This is a genomic window from Deltaproteobacteria bacterium, from assembly GCA_016177765.1.
In the GTDB taxonomy this organism is placed as follows: domain Bacteria; phylum UBA10199; class UBA10199; order JACPAL01; family JACOUP01; genus JACOUP01.
In genome coordinates this window covers 1,136,606-1,158,080 of the sequence record JACOUP010000008.1, presented here as the reverse complement: position 1 = coordinate 1,158,080, position 21,475 = coordinate 1,136,606, and the positions used below count along the sequence as shown (strand labels likewise).

The 21,475-nt window shown below is 52.9% G+C and carries 25 protein-coding genes; 20 read left to right on the top strand and 5 right to left on the bottom strand.

The window, feature by feature from the left end:
* The first annotated feature begins 69 nt into the window (after positions 1 to 69).
* On the top strand, positions 70 to 444 hold the full coding sequence (locus HYS22_08125; protein ID MBI1910119.1) for an aspartate 1-decarboxylase: 375 nt from the start codon (positions 70 to 72) through the stop codon (positions 442 to 444).
* Here HYS22_08125 and HYS22_08120 read toward each other — a convergent pair.
* Positions 441 to 1,058 carry a hypothetical protein gene (locus HYS22_08120; protein ID MBI1910118.1) on the bottom strand — a complete coding sequence of 206 codons (618 nt, stop codon included), beginning with the start codon at positions 1,056 to 1,058 and terminating at the stop codon, positions 441 to 443. The genes HYS22_08125 and HYS22_08120 overlap by 4 nt on opposite strands.
* A 63-nt stretch (positions 1,059 to 1,121) precedes the next feature.
* On the opposite strand from HYS22_08120, the gene HYS22_08115 reads away from it, so the two are divergent.
* The 10 genes from HYS22_08115 to HYS22_08070 all read left to right on the top strand — a co-directional run bounded on the left by HYS22_08115 (position 1,122) and on the right by HYS22_08070 (position 7,843).
* Positions 1,122 to 1,778, top strand: coding sequence for a MarC family protein (locus HYS22_08115; protein ID MBI1910117.1), 657 nt, complete (start codon positions 1,122 to 1,124; stop codon positions 1,776 to 1,778).
* Between the two features lie 106 nt (positions 1,779 to 1,884).
* The gene (locus tag HYS22_08110; GenBank protein MBI1910116.1) at positions 1,885 to 2,175 is read left to right on the top strand and encodes a BrnT family toxin; all 291 of its coding nucleotides are present in this window, start codon (positions 1,885 to 1,887) and stop codon (positions 2,173 to 2,175) included.
* The gene (locus HYS22_08105) at positions 2,156 to 2,413 is read left to right on the top strand and encodes a hypothetical protein (GenBank protein ID MBI1910115.1); all 258 of its coding nucleotides are present in this window, start codon (positions 2,156 to 2,158) and stop codon (positions 2,411 to 2,413) included. The genes HYS22_08110 and HYS22_08105 overlap by 20 nt, the downstream gene beginning before the upstream one ends.
* Before the next feature lie 66 nt (positions 2,414 to 2,479).
* A complete protein-coding gene (ilvC, locus tag HYS22_08100; protein MBI1910114.1) occupies positions 2,480 to 3,499 on the top strand; it encodes a ketol-acid reductoisomerase in 1,020 nt (339 codons plus the stop codon).
* 6 nt (positions 3,500 to 3,505) lie between these two features.
* Positions 3,506 to 4,309 carry an AmmeMemoRadiSam system protein B gene (gene amrB / locus HYS22_08095; protein ID MBI1910113.1) on the top strand — a complete coding sequence of 268 codons (804 nt, stop codon included), beginning with the start codon at positions 3,506 to 3,508 and terminating at the stop codon, positions 4,307 to 4,309.
* A 32-nt stretch (positions 4,310 to 4,341) separates the two neighbouring features.
* A complete protein-coding gene (gene gltX / locus HYS22_08090) occupies positions 4,342 to 5,733 on the top strand; it encodes a glutamate--tRNA ligase (protein ID MBI1910112.1) in 1,392 nt (463 codons plus the stop codon).
* Positions 5,720 to 6,517 carry a phosphatase PAP2 family protein gene (locus HYS22_08085; protein MBI1910111.1) on the top strand — a complete coding sequence of 266 codons (798 nt, stop codon included), beginning with the start codon at positions 5,720 to 5,722 and terminating at the stop codon, positions 6,515 to 6,517. Before gltX ends, HYS22_08085 begins: the two co-directional genes overlap by 14 nt.
* A complete protein-coding gene (locus HYS22_08080) occupies positions 6,517 to 7,095 on the top strand; it encodes a hypothetical protein (protein ID MBI1910110.1) in 579 nt (192 codons plus the stop codon). Before HYS22_08085 ends, HYS22_08080 begins: the two co-directional genes overlap by 1 nt.
* 65 nt (positions 7,096 to 7,160) lie before the next feature.
* Complete coding sequence (locus HYS22_08075) at positions 7,161 to 7,406, top strand: ribbon-helix-helix protein, CopG family (protein MBI1910109.1); 246 nt, start codon at positions 7,161 to 7,163, stop codon at positions 7,404 to 7,406.
* A complete protein-coding gene (locus tag HYS22_08070) occupies positions 7,406 to 7,843 on the top strand; it encodes a type II toxin-antitoxin system VapC family toxin (protein MBI1910108.1) in 438 nt (145 codons plus the stop codon). The genes HYS22_08075 and HYS22_08070 overlap by 1 nt, the downstream gene beginning before the upstream one ends.
* On the opposite strand, the gene HYS22_08065 is transcribed toward HYS22_08070, so the two are convergent.
* Together HYS22_08065 and HYS22_08060 are read right to left on the bottom strand one after the other, a co-directional pair.
* Positions 7,840 to 8,880, bottom strand: a complete 1,041-nt coding sequence (locus HYS22_08065) for an isocitrate/isopropylmalate dehydrogenase family protein (protein MBI1910107.1) — start codon at positions 8,878 to 8,880, stop codon at positions 7,840 to 7,842. The two genes, HYS22_08070 and HYS22_08065, sit on opposite strands and share 4 nt — an antisense overlap.
* The gene (locus HYS22_08060) at positions 8,877 to 9,380 is read right to left on the bottom strand and encodes an NADH-quinone oxidoreductase subunit I (protein ID MBI1910106.1); all 504 of its coding nucleotides are present in this window, start codon (positions 9,378 to 9,380) and stop codon (positions 8,877 to 8,879) included. The genes HYS22_08065 and HYS22_08060 overlap by 4 nt, the downstream gene beginning before the upstream one ends.
* Before the next feature lie 133 nt (positions 9,381 to 9,513).
* On the opposite strand from HYS22_08060, the gene HYS22_08055 reads away from it, so the two are divergent.
* Genes HYS22_08055 through HYS22_08030 form a run of 6 tightly spaced genes read left to right on the top strand, consistent with a single transcriptional unit; the run spans position 9,514 to position 16,144 of the window.
* The gene (locus tag HYS22_08055) at positions 9,514 to 9,984 is read left to right on the top strand and encodes a CBS domain-containing protein (protein MBI1910105.1); all 471 of its coding nucleotides are present in this window, start codon (positions 9,514 to 9,516) and stop codon (positions 9,982 to 9,984) included.
* A gap of 22 nt (positions 9,985 to 10,006) precedes the next feature.
* The gene (locus HYS22_08050; GenBank protein MBI1910104.1) at positions 10,007 to 11,905 is read left to right on the top strand and encodes a 2-oxoacid:acceptor oxidoreductase subunit alpha; all 1,899 of its coding nucleotides are present in this window, start codon (positions 10,007 to 10,009) and stop codon (positions 11,903 to 11,905) included.
* On the top strand, positions 11,872 to 12,930 hold the full coding sequence (locus tag HYS22_08045; GenBank protein ID MBI1910103.1) for a 2-oxoacid:ferredoxin oxidoreductase subunit beta: 1,059 nt from the start codon (positions 11,872 to 11,874) through the stop codon (positions 12,928 to 12,930). The genes HYS22_08050 and HYS22_08045 overlap by 34 nt, the downstream gene beginning before the upstream one ends.
* Entirely contained in the window at positions 12,927 to 13,436 is a 510-nt protein-coding gene (locus tag HYS22_08040; GenBank protein MBI1910102.1) for a CBS domain-containing protein, read from the top strand. The genes HYS22_08045 and HYS22_08040 overlap by 4 nt, the downstream gene beginning before the upstream one ends.
* 6 nt (positions 13,437 to 13,442) lie before the next feature.
* Positions 13,443 to 14,807 (top strand): NAD-dependent malic enzyme, encoded by a 1,365-nt coding sequence (locus tag HYS22_08035; protein MBI1910101.1) that lies wholly within the window; start codon positions 13,443 to 13,445, stop codon positions 14,805 to 14,807.
* 11 nt (positions 14,808 to 14,818) lie between these two features.
* Entirely contained in the window at positions 14,819 to 16,144 is a 1,326-nt protein-coding gene (locus HYS22_08030; protein MBI1910100.1) for a malate dehydrogenase, read from the top strand.
* On the opposite strand, the gene HYS22_08025 is transcribed toward HYS22_08030, so the two are convergent.
* Together HYS22_08025 and HYS22_08020 are read right to left on the bottom strand one after the other, a co-directional pair.
* Positions 16,072 to 18,252 carry a hypothetical protein gene (locus HYS22_08025; GenBank protein MBI1910099.1) on the bottom strand — a complete coding sequence of 727 codons (2,181 nt, stop codon included), beginning with the start codon at positions 18,250 to 18,252 and terminating at the stop codon, positions 16,072 to 16,074. The genes HYS22_08030 and HYS22_08025 overlap by 73 nt on opposite strands.
* A complete protein-coding gene (locus HYS22_08020; GenBank protein ID MBI1910098.1) occupies positions 18,233 to 18,382 on the bottom strand; it encodes a hypothetical protein in 150 nt (49 codons plus the stop codon). Before HYS22_08020 ends, HYS22_08025 begins: the two co-directional genes overlap by 20 nt.
* On the opposite strand from HYS22_08020, the gene mce reads away from it, so the two are divergent.
* From mce to HYS22_08005, 3 genes are read left to right on the top strand one after another with little or no spacing between them, the layout of a single operon-like run.
* Complete coding sequence (gene mce / locus HYS22_08015) at positions 18,381 to 18,821, top strand: methylmalonyl-CoA epimerase (GenBank protein ID MBI1910097.1); 441 nt, start codon at positions 18,381 to 18,383, stop codon at positions 18,819 to 18,821. The two genes, HYS22_08020 and mce, sit on opposite strands and share 2 nt — an antisense overlap.
* Positions 18,818 to 19,810, top strand: coding sequence for a CoA ester lyase (locus tag HYS22_08010; GenBank protein ID MBI1910096.1), 993 nt, complete (start codon positions 18,818 to 18,820; stop codon positions 19,808 to 19,810). Before mce ends, HYS22_08010 begins: the two co-directional genes overlap by 4 nt.
* The gene (locus HYS22_08005) at positions 19,807 to 21,459 is read left to right on the top strand and encodes an acyl-CoA/acyl-ACP dehydrogenase (protein MBI1910095.1); all 1,653 of its coding nucleotides are present in this window, start codon (positions 19,807 to 19,809) and stop codon (positions 21,457 to 21,459) included. The genes HYS22_08010 and HYS22_08005 overlap by 4 nt, the downstream gene beginning before the upstream one ends.
* Positions 21,460 to 21,475 lie beyond the last annotated feature (16 nt).

Below are 21,475 nucleotides of genomic sequence, written 5' to 3'. Positions count from 1 at the left end.
TGAAATTCCGGCGATCCTAGCTTTACGGAATCTTGACTTCAAGAAAAAAAGGGCCTAGGGTTTCTGCGAATGTTCCGAACTGTCCTGAAATCCAAAATCCACAGGGCCTGCGTGACCAAGGCCGATTTGCATTATGAGGGGAGCATCTCGGTCGATAAAAACCTGATGTACGCGGCGGACCTTCACGACCATGAGATGGTCCATATCTGGAATATCACCAACGGCAACCGTTTTGAAACCTACGTGATCCCGGCCCCGGCCGGTTCCGGCCAAGTTCAGATCAACGGGGCGGCCGCCCATATGGCAAAGAAAGGGAACCTGGTGATTATTGCCAGTTTTGCCGCGATGGACGAGAAAAAATTAAAAAAGCACCAGCCGAGGATTATCTTTGTGAATCAAAAAAATAGAGTCGTTAAAATCACCCGAAGGAGTGGGCTACTCTAGTCCGACTGCCCGCCACCGACTTCTGTTGGTGTCGGCGGAGGCGGGGTAATCACACGGGGGCATCCCTGGTTTTCGGCCACTCCGCTTTCCTCCGGACAGCGATCCTGGGCATCTGGAATCCCGTCACCATCCCGGTCTGCTACCGGGGCAGGGCCATTGCCGTTGGAAGAAGGAGTCGGCCGTCTCAGAGAACGAACCTGGTCGACCGTGCAGACCGCCAGCGCGGCGGTGGCTCCCAAGTTTTCGGCCACCTCGCCCGCCGTTCCATAGTCCCAACCGGCCACAATCTTAACCCCTTTTTCCACGCTGAAGACGCCCGAAAGAACCGGGATCCAGACGGTCCCCCTACCTCGAGCCGCCCGGTAAGTCGCAAAAGCGGTACACCCCAGATTTCCGAGGCCAAGGGTCCAATCCAAAAATTTCAAGCCGGCTCCCCTTTTTTCTTTTTGAAACCAATCTTCATCGGAGCCCGGAGCCGTCCGCCCCGGGTCCGGATCGGCGGCAACCGCTAAAAATGTTCCCCCTCTTCCTAACCCCTCCTGGCCTCCCCTTAGTCTAAGGGGAGGAAAAAAGGAGCAGGTAACACTTCCTTGACGATCGACACAAAAGCCCATAGTGCCGGTAAGATCGGTCCCCCCAGGTAAAAGTTGCTGATTTTCTAAAAGAGATGTTGTAGGGTGATCCTTGTTATGGATTGGAAGGAATACCTCTTTTTCGCTTTCCCTAGCATCCTGGTCATCCTCAACCCGATCGGGGCCGCCTCGACGTTCTCAGCCCTGACTGACGGAAAATCCTACCGGCAAAGAAGACTGATTGCCCGAAGGGCCTGCCGGATCGCCCTCGGGGTGCTTGTCTTCTTTTCACTGTTGGGACATCTCCTCTTTGAAATTTTTGGGATCACCTTGGGCGCCTTCCGGATCGCCGGCGGCTTTTTGCTGTTTGGTGTCGCCTGGCAGATGTTGCACGCCAAACCAACACGAATGAAAGAAACCCAGGAAGAGGTCGATGAAGGACTTCTGAAAGAGGATATCGCGGTCGTCCCCCTGGCGATCCCCCTCTTGAGCGGCCCAGGGGCGATCACCACCATTATGGTCTTGAGCGGCGGGACCAAACACCTGACACAAACCTTGGTGATCATCCTTTGTTCGGCGATAGCGGTCACGATTACCTATTTTGTATTGGTCCACTCGATGCGGCTTCTGGGTCTGCTCAAGGTGACCGGAACACGGGTCGTCAACCGGATCATGGGACTGATGCTGGCAGTGGTCGCGGTTCAGTTCGTGATCAATGGGGTGAGAGATGTCCTGCCGGAACTTGTTAAAAACCTTCGCTGAACAGTCTATGGTTGACTCACACCGCACCGTTCCTCCCTTGCTTCCTTACGAGGAGAGGCATGTAGCGCTTGACACTACACGCTTCATCCGTTATCCTTACTCTTGAGTGAAGGAGATAACCTTTGATTGGGATCAGTGGAATATCCAGAAGAATGAGGAAAAGCATGGAGTTTCGGCCTTGGAAGCGGAGAGTTGTTTTTACGATGATAAGGTCCGAATTTATCAGGATTTGAAACACTCCGCCTTCAGTGAAAAACGTTATCTTCTCTATGGCAAGAGTTTGGAAGGTCGTGTTCTCATGATCGGATTTACCGTACGGAAGGGAAAGATTCGGATTATTACTGCCAGACCCTCTTCACGGCGGGAAAGGAGGATTTATGAAGCAAAGGGTTCATGAGATAAAAGATTACGATTCAACCGATACCGTTGACTGGATTAATGAAAAGAAACCCCTTTCTTTGAAAAACCTCGGGTTTAAACTGCCCCCTCAGCCGCCCACACAGGTTGTTTCTATCCGTCTTCCGACCTCACTTCTGAATCGCCTCCGTGCTTATGCCAGTGCCTATGATATCCCCTACCAGGCCCTGATTAAACTTCTCCTGGCCCGCTCCCTGAAGAGGAAGATAGCCGCTTGAAGCCAAAGGATTGACTTAACCTGCTGATTGCGCTATCGGCTATCCCTCCTGAGGAAAGGGATCATTATGGCCACCATTTACTACGACAAAGACTCAAGCCTCGCCCCCTTGAAGGGGAAAAAAATTGTTATCTTTGGTTACGGCTCGCAGGGGCATGCGCATGCCTTGAACCTTAAAGAGAGTGGCCTGGATGTCACCGTCTGTCTCCGCTCAGGAAGCAAAGGGATTGCCCGTGCCAAACAGGCCGGGCTTTCTGTAGAGACCGATGCCGATGCCGTAGCCTCGATGGCGGACGTAGCGATGATCGTGATCCCGGACGAGGACCAAAAAAAGCTCTGGGATGAACATCTTGAAAAAAACCTAAAAAAAAGCGCGGCCCTCTTCTTTGCCCACGGGTTTAATATCCATTTCAAGCGGATCGTCCCACGCAAGGATCTGGACTGTCTCCTGATCGCCCCAAAAGGACCGGGGCATCTGGTGAGATCCCAATACCAGGATGGGGTCGGCGTCCCTTGTCTGATCGCCATCGAACAGGATGCCTCGGGTCATGCGAAAGAGATCGGGCTCGCCTATGCCAAGGGGATTGGCGGGACCCGGGCCGGTCTGATCCAAACCACCTTTAAGGAAGAAACAGAAACAGATCTCTTTGGTGAACAGTCCGTCCTCTGTGGTGGCGTGACCGGTCTGATGCAGGCCGGCTTCGAAACGCTGGTCAAGGCCGGTTACCAACCGGAGGTTGCCTATTTTGAATGCCTCCATGAACTCAAATTAATCGTCGACCTCGTCTACAACGGCGGTCTCGCCAATATGCGTTATTCGATTTCCAATACCGCCGAATACGGCGACTACACGCGCGGCCCCCGCCTTATTAATGAAACAACCCGCAAGGAGATGGAAAAAATCTTGAAAGAAATCCAAAGCGGTTCCTTTGCCAGGGAATACATCGAGGAGTGTGAAAAGGGGAACCCCGCCATGAAGAAATTTCGCGAGAACACTGCAAAAAGTCTCGTGGAAAAGGTGGGAGAACAGCTCCGCGGTATGATGCCGTGGCTCCAGGGTTCCGTTCAAAAGAAGGAACAGCAGTAAAAAGTTATGTTGCGCCAACCGGCGGTCGCCGGTTCCTTTTACCCGGCAGAACGTCAAAAATTAGAGATTGAACTGAAACGGTGCCTGGCACCGTCACCCCAAAAAAAACAAGCGATTGGGATTGTCTCTCCCCATGCCGGCTACCACTATAGCGGGACTGTGGCAGGCCAGGTTTATTCTCAAATAGAACTCCCACAAAAAATGATCATCCTTTCCCCCAACCACACCGGTTATGGTCTCCCTGCCTCCATCTGGCCAGAAGGGGAATGGGAAACACCTTTGGGAAAAGCACCTGTCGATGTCTCTTTGAGCCTCCAGTGGATGAAAAATTGCCCACTCCTTCAAAAAGATACCGCCGCTCATATTGCCGAACATTCTCTGGAAGTACAGATCCCGTTCCTCCAGTCCCTGAAACGTCAGTTCACTTTTGTCCCTGTCACCCTGAGTCATCTCCGTTACTCCGACTGCCACGAGATCGGCAGGGCCTTGGCCCAAACAATCCAGGGAACCGGTAAGCCCGTCCTGATCATCGCCAGCTCCGACATGAATCATTATGAAAACCAGGAGATCACTCACAAGAAAGATCTTGAGGCGATCGAAAAGATCCTGGCCCTCGATCCCCAGGGACTCTACGAAACAGTCCACAAGAAATCGATTTCGATGTGCGGAATTATCCCGACAACCGTAATGCTTGTCGCCGCCAAAGAATTGGGGGCCCGGAAGGCGGAACTGGTTCAGCATGCGACGAGTGGTGATGTTACTCACGATTATAAATCTGTCGTTGGGTATGCGGGCTTGATAATATCTTGACCTCCCTGGTATTCCCAATATAACTCTGCTCCATGTCTTTTCGTTGTCGTTTTGCCCCATCCCCCACCGGCCACCTCCATATCGGCGGCGCCAGGACCGCTCTTTTCAACTGGCTGTTGGCGCGAAAAAACAAGGGGACCTTCCTTTTAAGGATCGAGGACACCGATCGGGAACGTTCCACCGAGGAGTACATTCATTCGATTGTGGAGGGACTCCGCTGGCTCGGCCTCGACTGGGATGAAGGGCCGTACCACCAGATGGAACGGATGGAGATCTATAAGGAACATATCGAGCGACTTTTCAAACAATCGAGGGCCTACCGTTGTTACTGTACCGCCGCGGAACTGGAAGAGAGACGCAAGGCGCTTCTGGCCAAAGGACTCAAGCCAAAGTACGATGGCCGGTGCCAGAACGCTGACCAAAACCAGAAGAAGCCTTACTGCATCCGTTTCGTCACGGAAAGATCGGGGGAAACGGTCGTCAATGACCTGATCAAAGGAACGGTCACCTTCCAGAATGAGGAACTGGACGACTTGGTCATCCAGAGAACCGATGGGACACCGACTTATAATCTGTGCGTGGTGGTCGATGATGTCACGATGAAGATCAGTCATCTCATCCGGGGCGATGACCACCTTAATAATACCCCGAGGCAGATTCAGCTCTACAAGGTCTTTGGTTACACCCCTCCCCAATTCGGTCACCTGCCGATGATCCTGGGGCCGGACAAGTCCCGTCTTTCCAAGCGGCATGGGGCTACCTCGGTCTTGGAATACAAGGAACAAGGGTACCTCCCGGAGGCGTTGATCAATTTTCTGGTGCGTCTCGGCTGGGCCCACGGGGATCAGGAGATTTTCACACGGGAAGAAATGGTCGAAAACTTTAGCATTGAAGCGGTCGGCAAATCGGGCGGGGTTTTCAATTCTGAGAAACTTCTCTGGTTGAACAGCCATTACATCAAGATAAAAACGAACGGGGAGCTTCTCACACTCTCCCGCCCTTTTCTGGAAAAGGCGGGATTCACGGTGAAAGAAACGGATCAATCCTGCCATGCTGTTGGAAGCGTGAAAGAAAAAGTAAAGCTACTTTCCGAAATCCCCGCGGCTGTCGGTTTTTTCTTCCGGGATGAGATTGTTATCGAGCAAAAAGCCGGAGAGAAATTTTTGACGGAGGACAATCGAAAACTCCTCCAAAGGCTTCTCCAACCATTGACCTCCTTGAAAGATTTCACGGAAGAGTCGATCAAACCTGTCTTTGAGGGAATCCTGGCAGAGACGGGAAAGAAGCTGGGGGATTTGGCTCAGCCGGTCCGGGTGGCGCTGACCGGAGGAACGGTCAGCCCCGGTATTTTTGAACTCATGGGTATCCTCGGCAAACAGAAGACCCTGGCCCGCCTTGAAAAAGCAATCCATGATGCCCCTTAAGAAAAAGACGGCGCTTGTCCTGCTCCTTCTCATGAGCAGTTCTGCGGTCAGGGCCCAGGAACCGGAAACACAACCCAAAACTAATGAGCAGGAATACCTGGAGCGGTCAGAGTCGGCCTCGCACTGGTTTTTCGAAAAACTGCCCCGTCATCTAGGAGAAGATATTCTAGAAACATTTTTGAGTCCCGTGGCCCTGGTCTGGACCAATGGAATCCTTCTCTCCGGGATCGTGGGGACCCAAGATTCGGCCATTCAAGAATCGATGGCCTCCCATAACCTTTTGGGGAGGGGCAACGGTTTCTTCAATGTCTTCGGTGAAATTTATACCCTGGGGGGGATTTCGTTTGCAACGGTCCTTGCCGGTTTTTTCCTTAAAAATGAAAAACTAAAACTCCTCGGCGAAATTTTTGTGGAATCCCTCTTCTTGACCGAAGCGATGACCCTGGGGTTTAAATACGGTGTTGGCCGCGCGCGCCCCGACGGTTCCGACAACTACTCCTTTCCATCCGGTCATGCCTCCGCCAGCTTTGCTATGGCCACCAGTGTAACTGCCGTCTACGGGCCATGGGCCGGGATCCCCTCCTACGCCCTCGCCTCCCTGATTGCCCTTTCCCGTCTGGATGACAACAAGCATTTTGTCTCCGACGTCCTTTTCGGGGCCACGATCGGAACCGCCTTTGCTCTGGGAACGGCCCGTTTCCATAAAAAGGAAAATCATTCTTTATTTGTTGTTCCTCAAATGAATCTTGACAGCATGGGAATCAGTTTGGTGAAGACCTTCTGATGATGACCCCGATCACCCAAGAACAGAGGCGAAAACTGGTGCACCTCTCAGGGTTGCTCCTGTTACCACTCTTGCCAAGATACCCTCTGATCGTAATTTGGGTCATGGCTGGCGCCGCTGTTTTTTATCTTCTTCTCGAAATTCTCCGGATCCGTGGAAGAAAGCTCCCCTTTTTTTCTGATTTTGCGGAGTCGTGCAAACGTCCCTATGAAATGGGGAAGATTGGTTGGGCGGCTCCGCTTCTCTCCCTGGGTATTATCCTCTCCATCCTTTTTTTCGATTACCCGGCCACCGCCTGCGGGTTTGTGCAGGTCTGTCTCTCGGACACAGCGGCCGCCCTCGTTGGCCAAAAGTGGGGAAAAGCAAAAATCTTCTACGCGCCTAATAAAAAGCTGATCGGGTCGATTGCCTTTTTTCTCACGGCCCTTGTCGGCTGCCTCCTTTATATCCCTCTCTGGATCTCCCTGCCACTCGCCACAATCGGGGCGGTCCTGGAATCGTTCCCGCTCAGGGACTGGGATAACTTCGTCATCCCCCTGGGGGTCTCGTTTGCCGCCTCGCTCCTCTTGTGGCCTTAGAAAATCGGATAAGTGGGGATATAATGGGTATTGACATATTATATCTTTAGCTATAATCTTTGGTCATGGCCAAGGTGATGATTTCACTGCCGGATGACCTGTTGGAAGAGCTGGACAAAGCGGCCGAGGAGAACCACAAACGCCGAAGCGAGCTTATCAAGGACCTGGCCCTTGAATTCTTAAGGGGTCAAAAGATGGCGTTCCCTGTCCGGTCAGAGGAAGCCTTTGACCGTCTCCGTGAGTTCCAATTCAAACTCTCCCCTGGTGAAACCGCCGAGGGGCTTATCCGCCATATGAGGGACTCCCGTTAGTGCCGCCCTCCTCCTTTGTGGTTGACTCCTCCGTTGTCGTCAAATGGTTCGTCAAGGATGAACCGGACGATTCACCAGCTCAAAGGATTCTGCAGATTTTCAGAAAGGGGGACTCTCAATTTATTATTCCCGATCTTCTTTTCTACGAAGTCGGCAATGTCTTTCTCAAAAAATGGCCCCGCGATCTGGAAAAGATTCAAAGGGGATTTCTGGCCTTATGGCGATTGCCCTGGTTTCTTATCCCTCTGCGCCAGTCATTACTGGCACGATCGTTGGAACTGGCGGCACAATACCAACTGACCTTTTATGACGCCCTCTTCGTCGCCACGGCGGAACGATCAGAAGCAGCCTTTATCACGGCCGATGAAAAACTGCTGAAGAGGATCAAATTTTTCCCTTTTGCCCATTCCTTGTCATCGTTTGAAGGAGACGATTAGCTCCTGATTCTTTTGACAATCGCTTCCCCCATTTCTTTCGTGGTCGCCTTACCCCCAAGATCCGGTGTTCTGAATTTTTTCTGACTGAGAACTTTTTCGACCGCTCGTCGTATCTTGTCAGCCGCCTTTTTCTCCCCCAAATGATCAAGCATCATCGCCGCCGAAAGGACCAGGGCAACCGGATTCGCCTTTTGCTTTCCGGCGATGTCCGGGGCGCTCCCGTGGACCGCCTCGAAGAGTGCGCCGGACTCCCCGATATTCCCGCCGGGGACAAGGCCAAGTCCACCGATAAGCCCCGCCGCAAGATCGGAGACGATATCTCCATAGAGATTTTCCAAAAGAAGGATATCAAATCGTGACGGGTTGAGGACGAGTTGCATGCAGGCGTTATCGACGATCAATTCATCGTAATGAATCTTGGGATACTTCTTCGCCACCTGCCGGGCGCAATCCAAAAAAAGTCCGTCCGAGAGTTTCATGATGTTCGCCTTGTGAATCGCCGTCACCTTTTTTCTTCCATTTTGCTCGGCATACTTAAAGGCAAAATTGGCAATCCGGAGTGACGCCTTGCGGGTAATCACCTTGACCGACTCGACGACACCGGGCGAGACGATATGTTCGATGCCGGAATAAAGATCTTCCGTGTTCTCTCTCACAATGACGAGATCCACAGGCCCAAACCGATCGGAAAGAGCAGGAAGACTTTTAACCGGCCTCACATTGGCGTAGAAGTTGAATTCTTTCCGGATCAGGACATTGACGCTCGAAAAACCTTTGCCAACCGGCGTTGTGAGCGGGCCTTTCAGGGCGACCTTATTTTTGCGAATGGACTGGAGGGTCGCCTCCGGAAGCGGTGTCCCCAAACGATCGATCGCCCGAAGACCCGCGATCTGCTCATCCCACTGGATCTTGGCACCGGTGGCCGCTAAAACCTGGAGGGCGACATCGGTAATCTCAGGCCCGATCCCGTCGCCGCGAATCAGTGTGACACGATAAGGGTGTTTCACCCAAGGGTGGTTCACCCGAGGTTTCTTCATGGCGCAATTGAAATAGGACTCATCCCCTCGGGATGGTTTTGTGTCAGATAATCGATATCTCGGATGAATTCGCCGCGTGTGAATCCGGCCATGTCAATTTGCTTCGTATCCATCCGGATCGCATCGCAGGGGCAGGCCTCCACACAAAGTCCGCAGAAAACACACCTCAATAAGTTAATGTTATAGACTGTCGGCTGTTTTTCAATCTTGGGGTCAGGATTTTCCGCCGCCACAATTTCAATACACTCCGCCGGGCAGGCGGTGGCGCAAAGCATACAGGCGGTACACCGGATCGAATTGTCCGGCCGGAGCATCAGCCGGTGTTCTGCCCGATATCCCTCCGGAATCGGTTTCGGTTTTTCCGGATATTCGTAGGTTCCGATCTTTTTCAAGCCGACAAAATTCCTGAAAAAGTGAAGCCCCGTTGTCCAGAGCCCTCTTACCGCCTCCACCAGATAAACCCGCTGCCAAAAACCGTATTTTCCCTGTTTTTCGAACATGATCCCCATCATCCTCAATTCGACACTACCCTATTGACAGAAGTTCCCCTTTAAGTCAAACCGATAGCCCGTTTTACAATTCATACCCGATTTGACAGATCCCTCTTCTCTGGAGTATGAAAGGAGTGTCACCATGGAACTGCGAAAGGCCCTCAAGCAGGCTAAAATCAAGCATCTTCGAATGAGACCGGCTCTTATTGTAGAATCCGGAACACCACTCAAAGAAGTTGTTCAGAGGATGCAAAAAGAGAAAAAGGGAAGCGCACTCATTCAAAAAAAGGGGGCTCTCGTGGGAATTTTTACCGAAAGAGATGCCCTGACAAAGATTGTGACTGAGTCTCAAGAGTTGGTTTCTTCCCCCATTGATCGGTTCATGACCCCTAAACCAAAGACGATCCGAATGGACGATTCCATAGCCACCGCGATACAAATCATGTCCAAGGGGGGTTATCGACGCCTGCCGATTCTTAAGGAGGGGGGAGTGATTTGCGGTCTTATCTCAACGAGTGATATAATCATGTACCTGGCGGAGCATTTTCCGTACGAGGTGTTGAATCTGCCACCCGACCCGCACCAGGAGCAAAAAAGCCCTGACGGGGCTTGAAAGGCTGAAAGGAAAGAAGAAGATGAGTCAGGATAAGAAAGGGGTGACAATCGGTAAAGGGGTAGAAGAAAAACAGGACGTCGTCATCCGTTTTTGCGGCGATTCCGGGGATGGCATGCAGTTGACCGGGATGCAATTTACGACAACGACAGCGACGCTGGGCAATGACCTTTCCACCTTCCCCGACTACCCGGCTGAAATCCGGGCCCCCGCCGGTTCATTGGCCGGCGTTTCGGGTTATCAGATCAATTTTTCCAGCCGGGACATCCGTACCCCGGGAGATGCCCCTAATGTCCTTGTCGCCATGAACCCGGCCGCCCTCAAGACAAATCTGAAAGACCTCGAAGAAGGAGGGATGCTGATCGTCAATATGGATGCCTTTACCGAAGGGAACCTCAAAAAAGCGGGGTACGCCACAAACCCATTGACCGATGGTGGTCTCGGTCGTTACGAGGTTTATCAACTCCCGATCACGACACTCAATGCCAATTCTATCCAAGGAACCTCTTTGGGCAAAAAGGAGATTGATCGTTGCAAAAACTTCTACGCCTTGGGGCTCATGTTCTGGTTGTACGACAGAACCCTTGATGTCACCACTGGCTGGATCAACAAAAAGTTTAAAGGGGAGATCGCCAAGGCGAACGAGATGGCCTTGAAGGCCGGCTATCATTACGGGGAGACAGCGGAACTTTTCAAAAAACATTATCATGTCCCGAAGGCAAAGCTCGCCCCGGGTAAATACAGAAACATTACCGGGAATGAGGCGACCGCCATCGGCTTCGTCGCCGCTTCACAGCTGGCCGGGAAACCACTCGTGTACGCCAGCTACCCGATCACCCCTGCCTCGGACATTCTCCATGAACTTTCCAAGCACAAAAATTTTGGCGTGAAAACCCTGCAAATGGAGGATGAGATTGCCGCGGCCGGTGCGGCACTGGGGGCCGCCTTTACCGGTGCCCTTGGGCTGACCGGAACCAGCGGACCGGGTCTCGCCCTCAAGTCAGAAACGATCAGCCTCGCCATCATGGCGGAGCTTCCGATGGTTATTGTCGACGTCCAAAGAGGAGGACCCTCCACAGGATTGCCGACGAAGACCGAACAGGCCGACCTGTTCCAGGCCTTTTTTGGGCGTAACTCAGAGGCGCCGTTGGCGGTCGTTGCCCCCTGTTCTCCCTCCGATTGTTTTCTGATGGCGATCGAGGCGTTCCGAATCGCCGTAGAATACATGACACCGGTGATTTATCTTTCCGATGGCTTTTTGGCCAATGGGAGCGAACCATGGCTGGTCCCCGCGATCGAAAGCCTTCCAAGAATCAAAATCACCCACCCCACAGAGGCCGAGAGTTTTAAACCCTACCTCAGGAATGAAAAAACGCTGGCCCGGCCATGGGCCATCCCCGGAACTCCAGGGCTGGAACACCGAATTGGCGGTCTTGAAAAAGAAAACGTCACCGGTAATGTCTGCTATGACCCGAAGAATCATGAACTGATGGTCCACCTCAGGACGGAGAAAGTTGCCCGCGTGGCCCAGTCGATTCCTGACGTCAAGGTCTTTGGCAAAGAGGGAGGAGATCTTCTGGTGGTCGGATGGGGGGGGACCTATGGCGCCATCACCTCGGCGGTCGAGGAGATGCAAAGAAAAGGGTATTCCGTTTCCAGTATTCATCTCCGCTACCTCAATCCATTCCCCAAAAATCTGTCCGAGGTCTTGGGCTCGTTCGAAAAGATTCTTGTCCCTGAACTTAATCTGGGGCAGTTGGCTTTTATCCTTCGCGGCCAGTTTGGCGTCGAGGCCCAGAGTCTGACAAAGGTCCAGGGTCAGCCATTTAAGGTCAAAGAGATTATGAACGGGATTGAAAAAATCCTGCAAACAAGAAAGGTAAAACCATGGCCGGAGAAACAACTAGCCTCCCCCAATTAACACGGCAGGATTTTGTCTCCAACCAAGATGTCCGTTGGTGCCCCGGCTGTGGTGACTATGCGATCCTCGCCCAGGTCCAAAAGATCCTCCCGGAATTGGGCATCCCTCGCGAAAATTTCGTCTTTGTTTCAGGGATCGGTTGCTCCTCCCGACTTCCGTACTATGTCAACACCTACGGCTTTCATACGATCCATGGCCGGGCCCCGGCCATCGCCACAGGGATCAAGGCCCACCGACCAGACCTGCAAGTTTGGGTCGTCACTGGCGATGGGGATGCCTTGAGTATTGGCGGTAATCATCTGATCCACTCCCTCAGACGAAACGTCGATCTCAAGATTCTCCTCTTCAATAACAAGATTTATGGGCTGACCAAAGGGCAATACTCCCCCACCTCCGAGTTTGGGAAAAAGACAAAATCAACCCCGTACGGATCGGTCGATTACCCCGTTAATCCGATTTCCCTGGCCCTCGGGGCGGAGGCCACCTTTGTGGCTCGAACCATCGATTCCGATAATCAGAACCTGGGTTCTGTTTTGAGAAAAGCGGCTCGCCACGAGGGGAGCGCCTTCGTTGAGATTTTTCAAAACTGCGTCATCTTCAATGATGACGCCTTCAAAGAAGTCACCGACCGCCAGCTCCGCTCGGATAATATGATTTCTCTGGAGCATGGAAAGCCGCTCATCTTCGGCAAAAACCGGGACAAGGGGATCCGGATGAAAAATTTCAAGCCGGAAGTGGTGACACTCGGCCAACCTAACGGTGTCACCGAAAAAGACCTCGTCATCCATGATGAAAATTCCGAAGACTCTTCTTATGCCTTTTTCCTCTCCCGCATCAGCGCCCCCGAGTTCCCTATCCCCGTGGGGGTCTTCCGGTCGGTTCAAAAGGAGACCTATGAAGACTTGGTCAGCCATCAGGTCGAGGCGGCCCGTGAAAAATCTGGCCCCGGCAGTCTGGAGGCCCTGCTCCATAGCGGCGACACCTGGGTCATTGAGGGTGGGTCACCCAAAGGAGGCAAACAATGATCTGCCCTTCCTGCGGCCATAAGAATATTCCCGGCGATGATTTTTGTGAGAACTGCAATGAATCGCTCATGAGTCTGGACGGGATCTCTTCTCCCAAAACCGAAATTGGCCGATCCCTCATGGAAGACCCGATCAAGAAACTGTCCCCCAAAAAACCAATTGCTATCTCTGAAAAAGAATCCCTTCTAAACGCAGTCGAGAAGATGAAACAATCCAAGATCGGTTGCCTGCTCATCACCGAAGGGAATTTCCTCAAAGGGATCCTGTCGGAGCGGGACCTCCTCTTCAAGGTATTGGGGAAGGTAACACTTTCCTCTCCTGTCTCCCAAGTGATGACTCCCGACCCGGAAAGTTTGCGCGAAACGGATTCGATTGCCACCGCCTTGAACAAGATGTCTCTCGGGGGGTTCCGTCATATCCCGATCCTCAAAGAGGGAAGGCCCTCCGGGATCATCTCGATCCGGGACATCCTTCAATACATCAGCCATCACCTCGGAACTTCTTAAAATCGTATGCTCTACAAACAAAAGATCGTCAGAACCCTGCGGTGTAAAAATAAAAATGTGCGGGGGACGCTGGCGGCGCTCATCACGGCCCTCTCCAAGGCCGGTGCCGATATCGGCGAAATCAGCACTGTTTTGGTGGGTGAACTCCACAACGTCCGCGACATTTCGATCATCGTTGATGACGAAGCCGGGCTCGCCCGGGTCATCAAGGCGGCCGAAAAGACACCCGACGTTGAACTGCAACAGGTGATCGATGATGTCTTGGAACTTCACCAGGGAGGGAAATTGAGCCTTCAGCCGACCTTTCCGGTGCAATCGATTGAGGATTTGAGAAAGGTCTATACCCCCGGTGTCGCCTCCGTCTGCAAACTGATCCATGATGATCCAAAACAAGCGGTCAGCTATACTACTATTTCTAAAACGGTGGCCCTGGTGACCAACGGGAGTCGTGTCTTGGGGCTTGGCAATCTGGGACCAGTCCCCTCGATGCCGGTCATGGAGGGGAAAGCGGCCCTGTTTGCCCAATTCACCGGTCTCAACATGATCCCAATCCTGATTAACACAACGGATATCAATCTCTTCGTAAAAACGGTGGAGACTATTTCAAAGACGTTCGCCGCCATTCAGCTCGAGGATATCCAGACCCCGGACTGCTTTGAGATCGAAGAACGTCTCCAGAAACTGCCTATCCCCATCATGCATGATGACCAGCATGGAACCGCGGTGGTGAGCCTTGCCGCCGCCATCAACGCCTGCAAAATGGCGGAACTTGATATTCATGAGGTCACCATCGGGCAGATTGGCCTCGGGGCCGCCGGATCCGCAATTGCCCGGCTGATCATGAAATACACTTCAAAACCGGTCATCGGTTTTGACCTCAAAGAGGAATCCCTCCAGAGACACAAAAAATTTGGAGGGACCACCGCCACACTGGAGGAGCTGATGAAGAAGGCCAATCTGGTTATTTCCACAACGGGTCAGGAGGGACTGATCAAACCAACAATGGTCCGGAAGGGACAGGTGATCCTCGCCCTCTCCAACCCCCAGCCGGAGATCTCCATCGTGGAGGCCCTGAAAGCGGGGGCCTCGTTTGCCTCGGACGGGGCCCAGATCAACAACCTGATCGGCTACCCGGGGATCTGGAAAGGGGTCCTGGATTCTGGGGCGCAAAAGATGAACAAGGAAATGTACATCGCCGCGGCCGAGGCGATCGCCCACGCCGCCCCGGAAAGAGAATTGGTCCCCTCCCCCCTTGACCCGTGGGTACATCAGAGGGTCGCCCGCGCCGTTGCCAGGGCCGCCGTGACCACAGGGATGGCTACCATTTCACTCGACAAAGATTATTTTGGAGAAAACGAGGAGCCCCGATGACTCAAAAACAGATGATCACCAAAGAAGAAGCACTCTCCTACCATGCGGAGGGGAGAAACGGTAAAATCGAGATCCATCCCACTAAACCTTGCGAGACCCAGAGGGACCTTTCGCTCGCCTATACCCCCGGCGTTGCCGAGCCTTGTCGAGAGATAGAAAAAAATCCCCTCGACTCTTTTAAATACACCAATCGCGGCAATCTGGTCGCCATTATTACCAACGGAACGGCTGTCCTCGGTCTCGGAGATATCGGCCCTGTAGCCGCAAAACCGGTGATGGAGGGGAAGTCGGTTCTCTTTAAAAAATTCGCCGGTATTGATGCCTTCGATCTGGAATTGGATGCCGCCAGCCCCGACCGTTTTATTCAGGCCGTACAAGCCCTGGAACCAACCTTTGGCGGGATCAATCTTGAGGATATCAAGGCCCCCGACTGTTTTGCGATCGAGGAGAAACTGATCTCCTCCATGAACATCCCCGTTTTTCATGACGACCAGCATGGGACTGCGATCATTGCAACCGCCGCCCTGATCAACGCCCTCGATCTCATCAACAAAAACATCAAGAATATTCAGGTTGTCTTTTCCGGTGCCGGTGCCGCCGCGATCGCCTGCGCCAAGATGTTTTGTTCGATGGGGATGGAGAAGGAACAGATTACCCTCTGTGATCGCAAGGGGATCGTTCATTCCGAGAGGGAAGAGATTGAACGATACCGCCGGCAGTTTGCCCACCCCACCAGCAAGAGAACACTGGCCGAGGCGTTTGAAGGGGCTGATTTGTTCATCGGCGTTTCTTCAAAAGGGCTCGTCACACCAGAGATGCTCCGTTCGATGGCGGCCAAACCGATTGTCTTCGCCTTGGCCAATCCTGATCCGGAAATCAACTATGAGGAGGCGGTTGCCGTCCGCCAGGATCTGATTATGGCAACTGGCCGTTCGGATTACCCCAACCAGGTTAATAACGTTTTGGGCTTTCCCTTTATCTTTCGAGGGGCCCTGGATGTCGGGGCAACGCGGATTACGATGGAGATGAAGATCGCGGCTTCTAAGGCACTGGCCGCCCTGGCCCGTGAACCGGTCCCTTCGGAAGTCAGAAAAATCTATGCCAATATCTCCTTGGAATTCGGACCCCAATATATTATCCCCAAGCCGTTTGACCGGCGTGTCCTCCTCTGGGAGGTTCCTGCCGTGGCTAAGGCGGCCATGCAGAGCGGTGTGGCGACACGACCTATCCAGGATTGGGAAGACTATGAAAGAAGACTGACCCGCTACTTCCCGGCATCGGCAACCGCAGGAGAGACCCGTAGCGGGCTGCTTGGGATCCGGTCCTCTCGAACCTGAACAGCGTCTGGCAGTTTCAAGGGAATTATTCTGATCTGATCTCTGGAAACGTAATTGTTGCCGACAAGCCAGCCGGTCAACCTCTTGACATCCCCCTGACGCAGGAGAAACCGGGCCCTCTTTTCCAAAGTCGCCTGGCCGTTTGAGTTTCCACTCGTATAAAACTGTTTCTCATCATACTGCGGGTTGTACGGCTGAAACCCGTTCCGGGAGAGCTGGTCCACCATCTCCTGAAAAGGGATCGGCTGGCTGATTTGCGCCAGCTCTACGACGACAAGAAGAGGAAAAGGAAGTCTTTTTCCGGCATCCAATGACTCGGCCGCCTCGATGGCCGGCCACAATTGGGGGGGGTAATCCTTGGAGTCATCGCGAAACCGGGCCACCCGGAGGGGGCTGGTAAACAGATGTTTGAAAACATCGGCCGCCGTCGGCAGGGGAATCGGGGGAGGCTTTTGTCTCTTCTTCGATCTTCCCTTCTTGCCGGCGGCCCCATTATTCCCGTCTTCCTTCCTGGCAAGCTCTTCCTCTTTTTTTCTGATCATATCATCCAACGCTCCACGCAGACCGATGCGGAGGGTACCGATCCCGGCGTGGTAGGTGCTTGTGGAGACCCAAAGGGCTTGGGACCTGTCAAAACCGACTCCCTTGCGGATATAACCATCCTGGACAACGGCATCAAACCCCTGGCGAAGGATCCTCGCGGCGGCCTGTCCCGAAAAAATGAAATTACGACGCTCATCAATCCCTTTTCTTTGATTGATCTCGAGGCCGTAACGAAATTTGGGATCTTTGAACTCAAGACGACAATATTCGTTATATCTCCTGCGGCCCCTTTTCTTCTCATCAAAGACAACAATCTGATAAGGCCCGGTGGCGCAGGAACCATTGGGGGGAGGTGGATTCGCCTGGGCCTCCGATTCAATAATCGCCAATTTAGCCAGGTGACGGGAATCCGGCAATTTGTCATCAGGGAGGGCGCCGCGGAAGGCCTCTTCAAAGATCACCTCCAGATAGACCTGCCAGGCAGAAAAACGGGTGGCCGCCGCCGTGATATCCGCCTCTCTCCCGGAAAGATAATTATACCCTTCAAAAACCTCCCCATCCTTCTCCGCCCTTTTTTTAAAAACTTCCCGCGCCTTTTCATCGAGCCTTTCTTTCTCTTCCTCAGCGGCTCTTTGGATAATCCTGACAATCTGGGGATGTCGCTTGCCCGATCTTTCCAGTTCACGATAGGAGGGGGTATAAACCTTGAATCCAATCCCGTCTTGTTGCATCTGTTCAACGGTCAGCCGGTAGGTCTCTCCCTCCCGATCGGTCCCGAACCCCTCTCCCTTGTAGTTAACAATGGACATCTCTCCCTTGCTAAATTTTCTGGCATAGGTCACCCACAACCGGTCGGAGAAGTAGACCCAATGCCAGTAACGGATCAAAGAATCGAGGCCGTCAGGCATTTCTAACGCCTCCACAGGGGGCAAGGGGGTGGGGTTAAAGGTATAAACCTGAGGGGGCGGACAGACCTCCAAGGGTGATCCACCCAAGGGTGGTTCGTGATGGCTCGTCTTCCAGACCCCCAATGCCCCCACAAGGTTTTCACCCACCCTCTTCACCCTGACGTCCGGCGCCTCCTGAAAAATCTCTGAGGCAAGAATCATCAGTTGCGTAACCGATTCCTCCGGCAGATTGGAAAGGAGCCCCTGATTCTGGATAACGGCAAGAAACCGGGTAGCGGCAACAACCCGATCATCCTCACGAACCTCCTCAATAACACTCCATGCCGCACGACCCGATTCCGTCAAACGATAACTCATTTTAACAAGGAAATTCCCCACAGCCTGTAAGAGAGTCCTCTTCCCAAGAGCCCTGTCCGTCAGGTAACTGGCATAGGTCATCAGAGGGGGTTTCTCTCGCAACGAACAAAACTGGCGGAGCGACGGCTGGTCCAGGAGCTCCGTTTCGTCAATGACACCAGGTGAAAATGAGTCATTGAGGGCTTCAGACAAGGCCGGAAAGGTTCCATACCCTTGTTCATCCAGGGCCTTGTAGATCACCTTGCCGTGAGGGTCTTCCGGAAGGGATACTTTAACCTCTTTAAATTTTGGAGAGGGCACACCCATACCGGTTTCTATTATCGGTCGGGTTCAGGGCAAAGTTGCTGTTTTTATGAGGGTTTAAATCACTCCAGCCATTCCCTTTTTGGAGTTGACGGGGCTTCAAGAGGGTTGCTAGAAGTGGCCTCATGCCTCGGGCGAGAAAGGTTGATCATATCGGGATCGCGGTTCCCGATCTCAAGGCGGCTGAAGCCCTTTTTGAACGGCTCCTTGGCAAAGGGGCCGATCGCCACGAAACCGTCGAAGATCAAAAGGTGACTACCGCCTTCTTTGCTATTGGAGAAACCAGTCTTGAACTCCTTCAGGCGACCGATCCGGAAAGCCCTATTGCCCGATTTCTCAAAAAAAATGGCCGTGGTGGTATTCATCACATCTGTTTTGAAGTAGAAGGGATCGAAGAAATTCTGGCCCGTTACAAACGGGATGGGGTCCAACTGATCGATGAAAAGCCGAGGATCGGCGCCCATGGGAAGAAGATCGCCTTCATCCACCCCAAATCAACCGGTGGGGTTCTGATTGAACTCTCCGAACCGAGCCTCTCTGAAGAAGATACCCAAGAGGAACGATGACCCAGAGGACCCACCCCAGGCAGGCCCTTTTCGCCGGCGAAAAACAATTTCCAATCATCCCGACCTGCGAGCATTTTGCCGGTTCCGAAAAATTGATGGCGAAGGCGCTGGAACTCCAGAATACCAAGGAGGGCGTCTTTGATATCACCCTCGATTGCGAAGATGGGGCGCCTGCCGGTAAAGAGAAAGAACATGCCGAGATGATTGTGCGAATCGCTAACTCGGAATTGAACAAACAGAAGATGAGCGGCGCCCGGATCCATGATTACACCAACAAACATTGGCGGCAGGATGTCGATATTTTGGTCCCGGGGGCTGGAAACCAGCTCGCTTATATCACGATCCCGAAACCAACGGCGGTCGGTCAGGTCCGTGAGATGATTTCTTATATTCAGGCGGTTGCCAAAAAATCAGGAATCAAAAGAGAGATCCCGATCCATGTCCTGATCGAAACCCATGGGGCCTTGAAAGAGGCCTTTGAGATCGCCGCCCTCCCCTGGATGCAGGTGTTGGATTTTGGTCTGATGGATTTTGTCTCCGGTCACCATGGGGCGATTCCCGACAGCGCGATGAGATCCCCCGGCCAATTTGAACATGCCCTGCTCGCCAGGGCTAAAGGGATTGTGGTCGCCGCGGCGCTCGCCAACGGGATTATCCCGGCCCATAACGTAACGCTCGACCTCAAAAATTTTGAGCAGACCAAATCGGATGCCGCACGGGCCCGCCATGAATTTGGTTTCTTGCGGATGTGGTCGATCTACCCGACGCAGATCGATGCGATTGTGGAGGCGATGATGCCGAACTACTCTCAAGTACAGAAAGGATGCGAAATCCTGCTTGCCGCGCAGGAGGCCTCCTGGGGACCTATCCAGTTTGAAGGAAACCTCCACGACCGGGCGACCTACCGTTACTACTGGGAACTGATCCAGACCGCCCATCTCTCGGGCCAAAAACTTCCCGAGAATGCGGAGAAGGCGTTTTTTTCATGACGTTTGACCCCCACCAAGGACTCGACGCCGCCCAAAAGATCCTTGCCATCGCCGGTCGTCATCTGGCCCAGCATGAACCGTTGGGTGAAGCACCCTTGGGTGAAGCACCCTCACAAACGACCGCCTACGACTACGCCTGGCTTTCGGCTGAGGCGTATGCCGCGGAACAACTGGTTGCTTATTCTGAAAAAATCCCCCACGGGGGAGATTTGGAAACAGCGCTAGCCCAACTCTTTACCGCGGAACTGGTCTCTCACCTTTCCGAAAAAGTCAGTTACCACTTTCAGGCCTGGGGACTGGATGAAAAACAACTTCGGGAAACAATTTGGGAGCCACCCCTGACCAAAAAAGTAGAAGAGATTTTAAGTCCTGGGAACTATTCCCGTATCGCCTGTCTCATCCACGAAAAGGGAAACGGCGGAACTTATGGTCTGAACAGCCAGCATGAGATGTTCCGTCAAACTTTTAAAAAATTCGCCGAAGACAAGGTGATGCCGATCGCTGAAAAGGTCCATCGTAACGACCTCCTCATCCCGCAAGAGATCATCGAAGGGCTAAAAGCCCTCGGTTGCTTTGGGTTGTCGATCCCCCAAAAATATGGCGGCTTTCAGGATGATGGTAAGCCGGACAATAAAGGAATGGTCGTTGTTACCGAGGAGTTATCACGCGGCTCGTTGGGGATCGCCGGAAGTTTGATCACCCGCCCGGAAATCCTCTCCAAGGCGCTCCTCAAAGGGGGAACGGAGGGGCAAAAACAAAAATGGCTCCCGCTTTTGGCCTCCGGTGAAAAAATGGCGGCCGTTGCTGTTACAGAACCGGATTTTGGGAGTGATGTCGCCGGCCTGAAAGTCACCGCCACGAGAAAAGAAGTGAATGGGAAAAAAGGATGGGTCATCAATGGGGTTAAGACCTGGTGCACCTTTGCCGGTTATGCCGACAGCCTCATGATTCTCTGTCGGACCGATCCGGACAAAAATTTGGGCCACAAAGGGTTATCCCTGTTCATCGCCGAGAAACCGCGATTCGAAGGGCATGAGTTTAGCCATGATCAACCGAGTGGTGGCGGCCATGTTGAGGGCAAATCGATTGCCACCATCGGCTACCGCGGGATGCATTCGTATGAAGTTTCTTTCCAAAATTATTGGGTCCCGGAGGAAAATCTGATCGGCGGCGCCGAAGGACTCGGAAAAGGTTTTTACTTGCAGATGGAAGGGTTCGCCGGTGGGCGTCTTCAAACGGCGGCTCGGGCCTTGGGGGTCATGCAGGTCGCCTTCGAAAAGGCACTGACCTATTCTCAGGAAAGGAAAGTTTTCGGAAAACCAGTTTTTGATTACCAAATAAATCAAGCGAAGCTTGCACGGATGGCGGCCTTGATCCAGGCAGCCCGGCAGGCGACCTATCATACCTGCCATCTGATGGATGAGGGAAAAGGCGCCATGGAAACGTCATTGGTTAAATTTTACGCCTCAAAGATTAGCGAATGGGTTACGCGCGAGGCGATGCAGATCCATGGTGGTTACGGGTATGCCGAAGAATACGCCGTCAGCCGTTATTTTCTGGATGCCCGTGTTTTTTCCCTCTTTGAAGGGGCGGAAGAGGTCTTGGCCCTGAAGGTGATCGCCCCGGCGTTGCTGAAACAATACCTATAACCCCCCTCCCTTGATG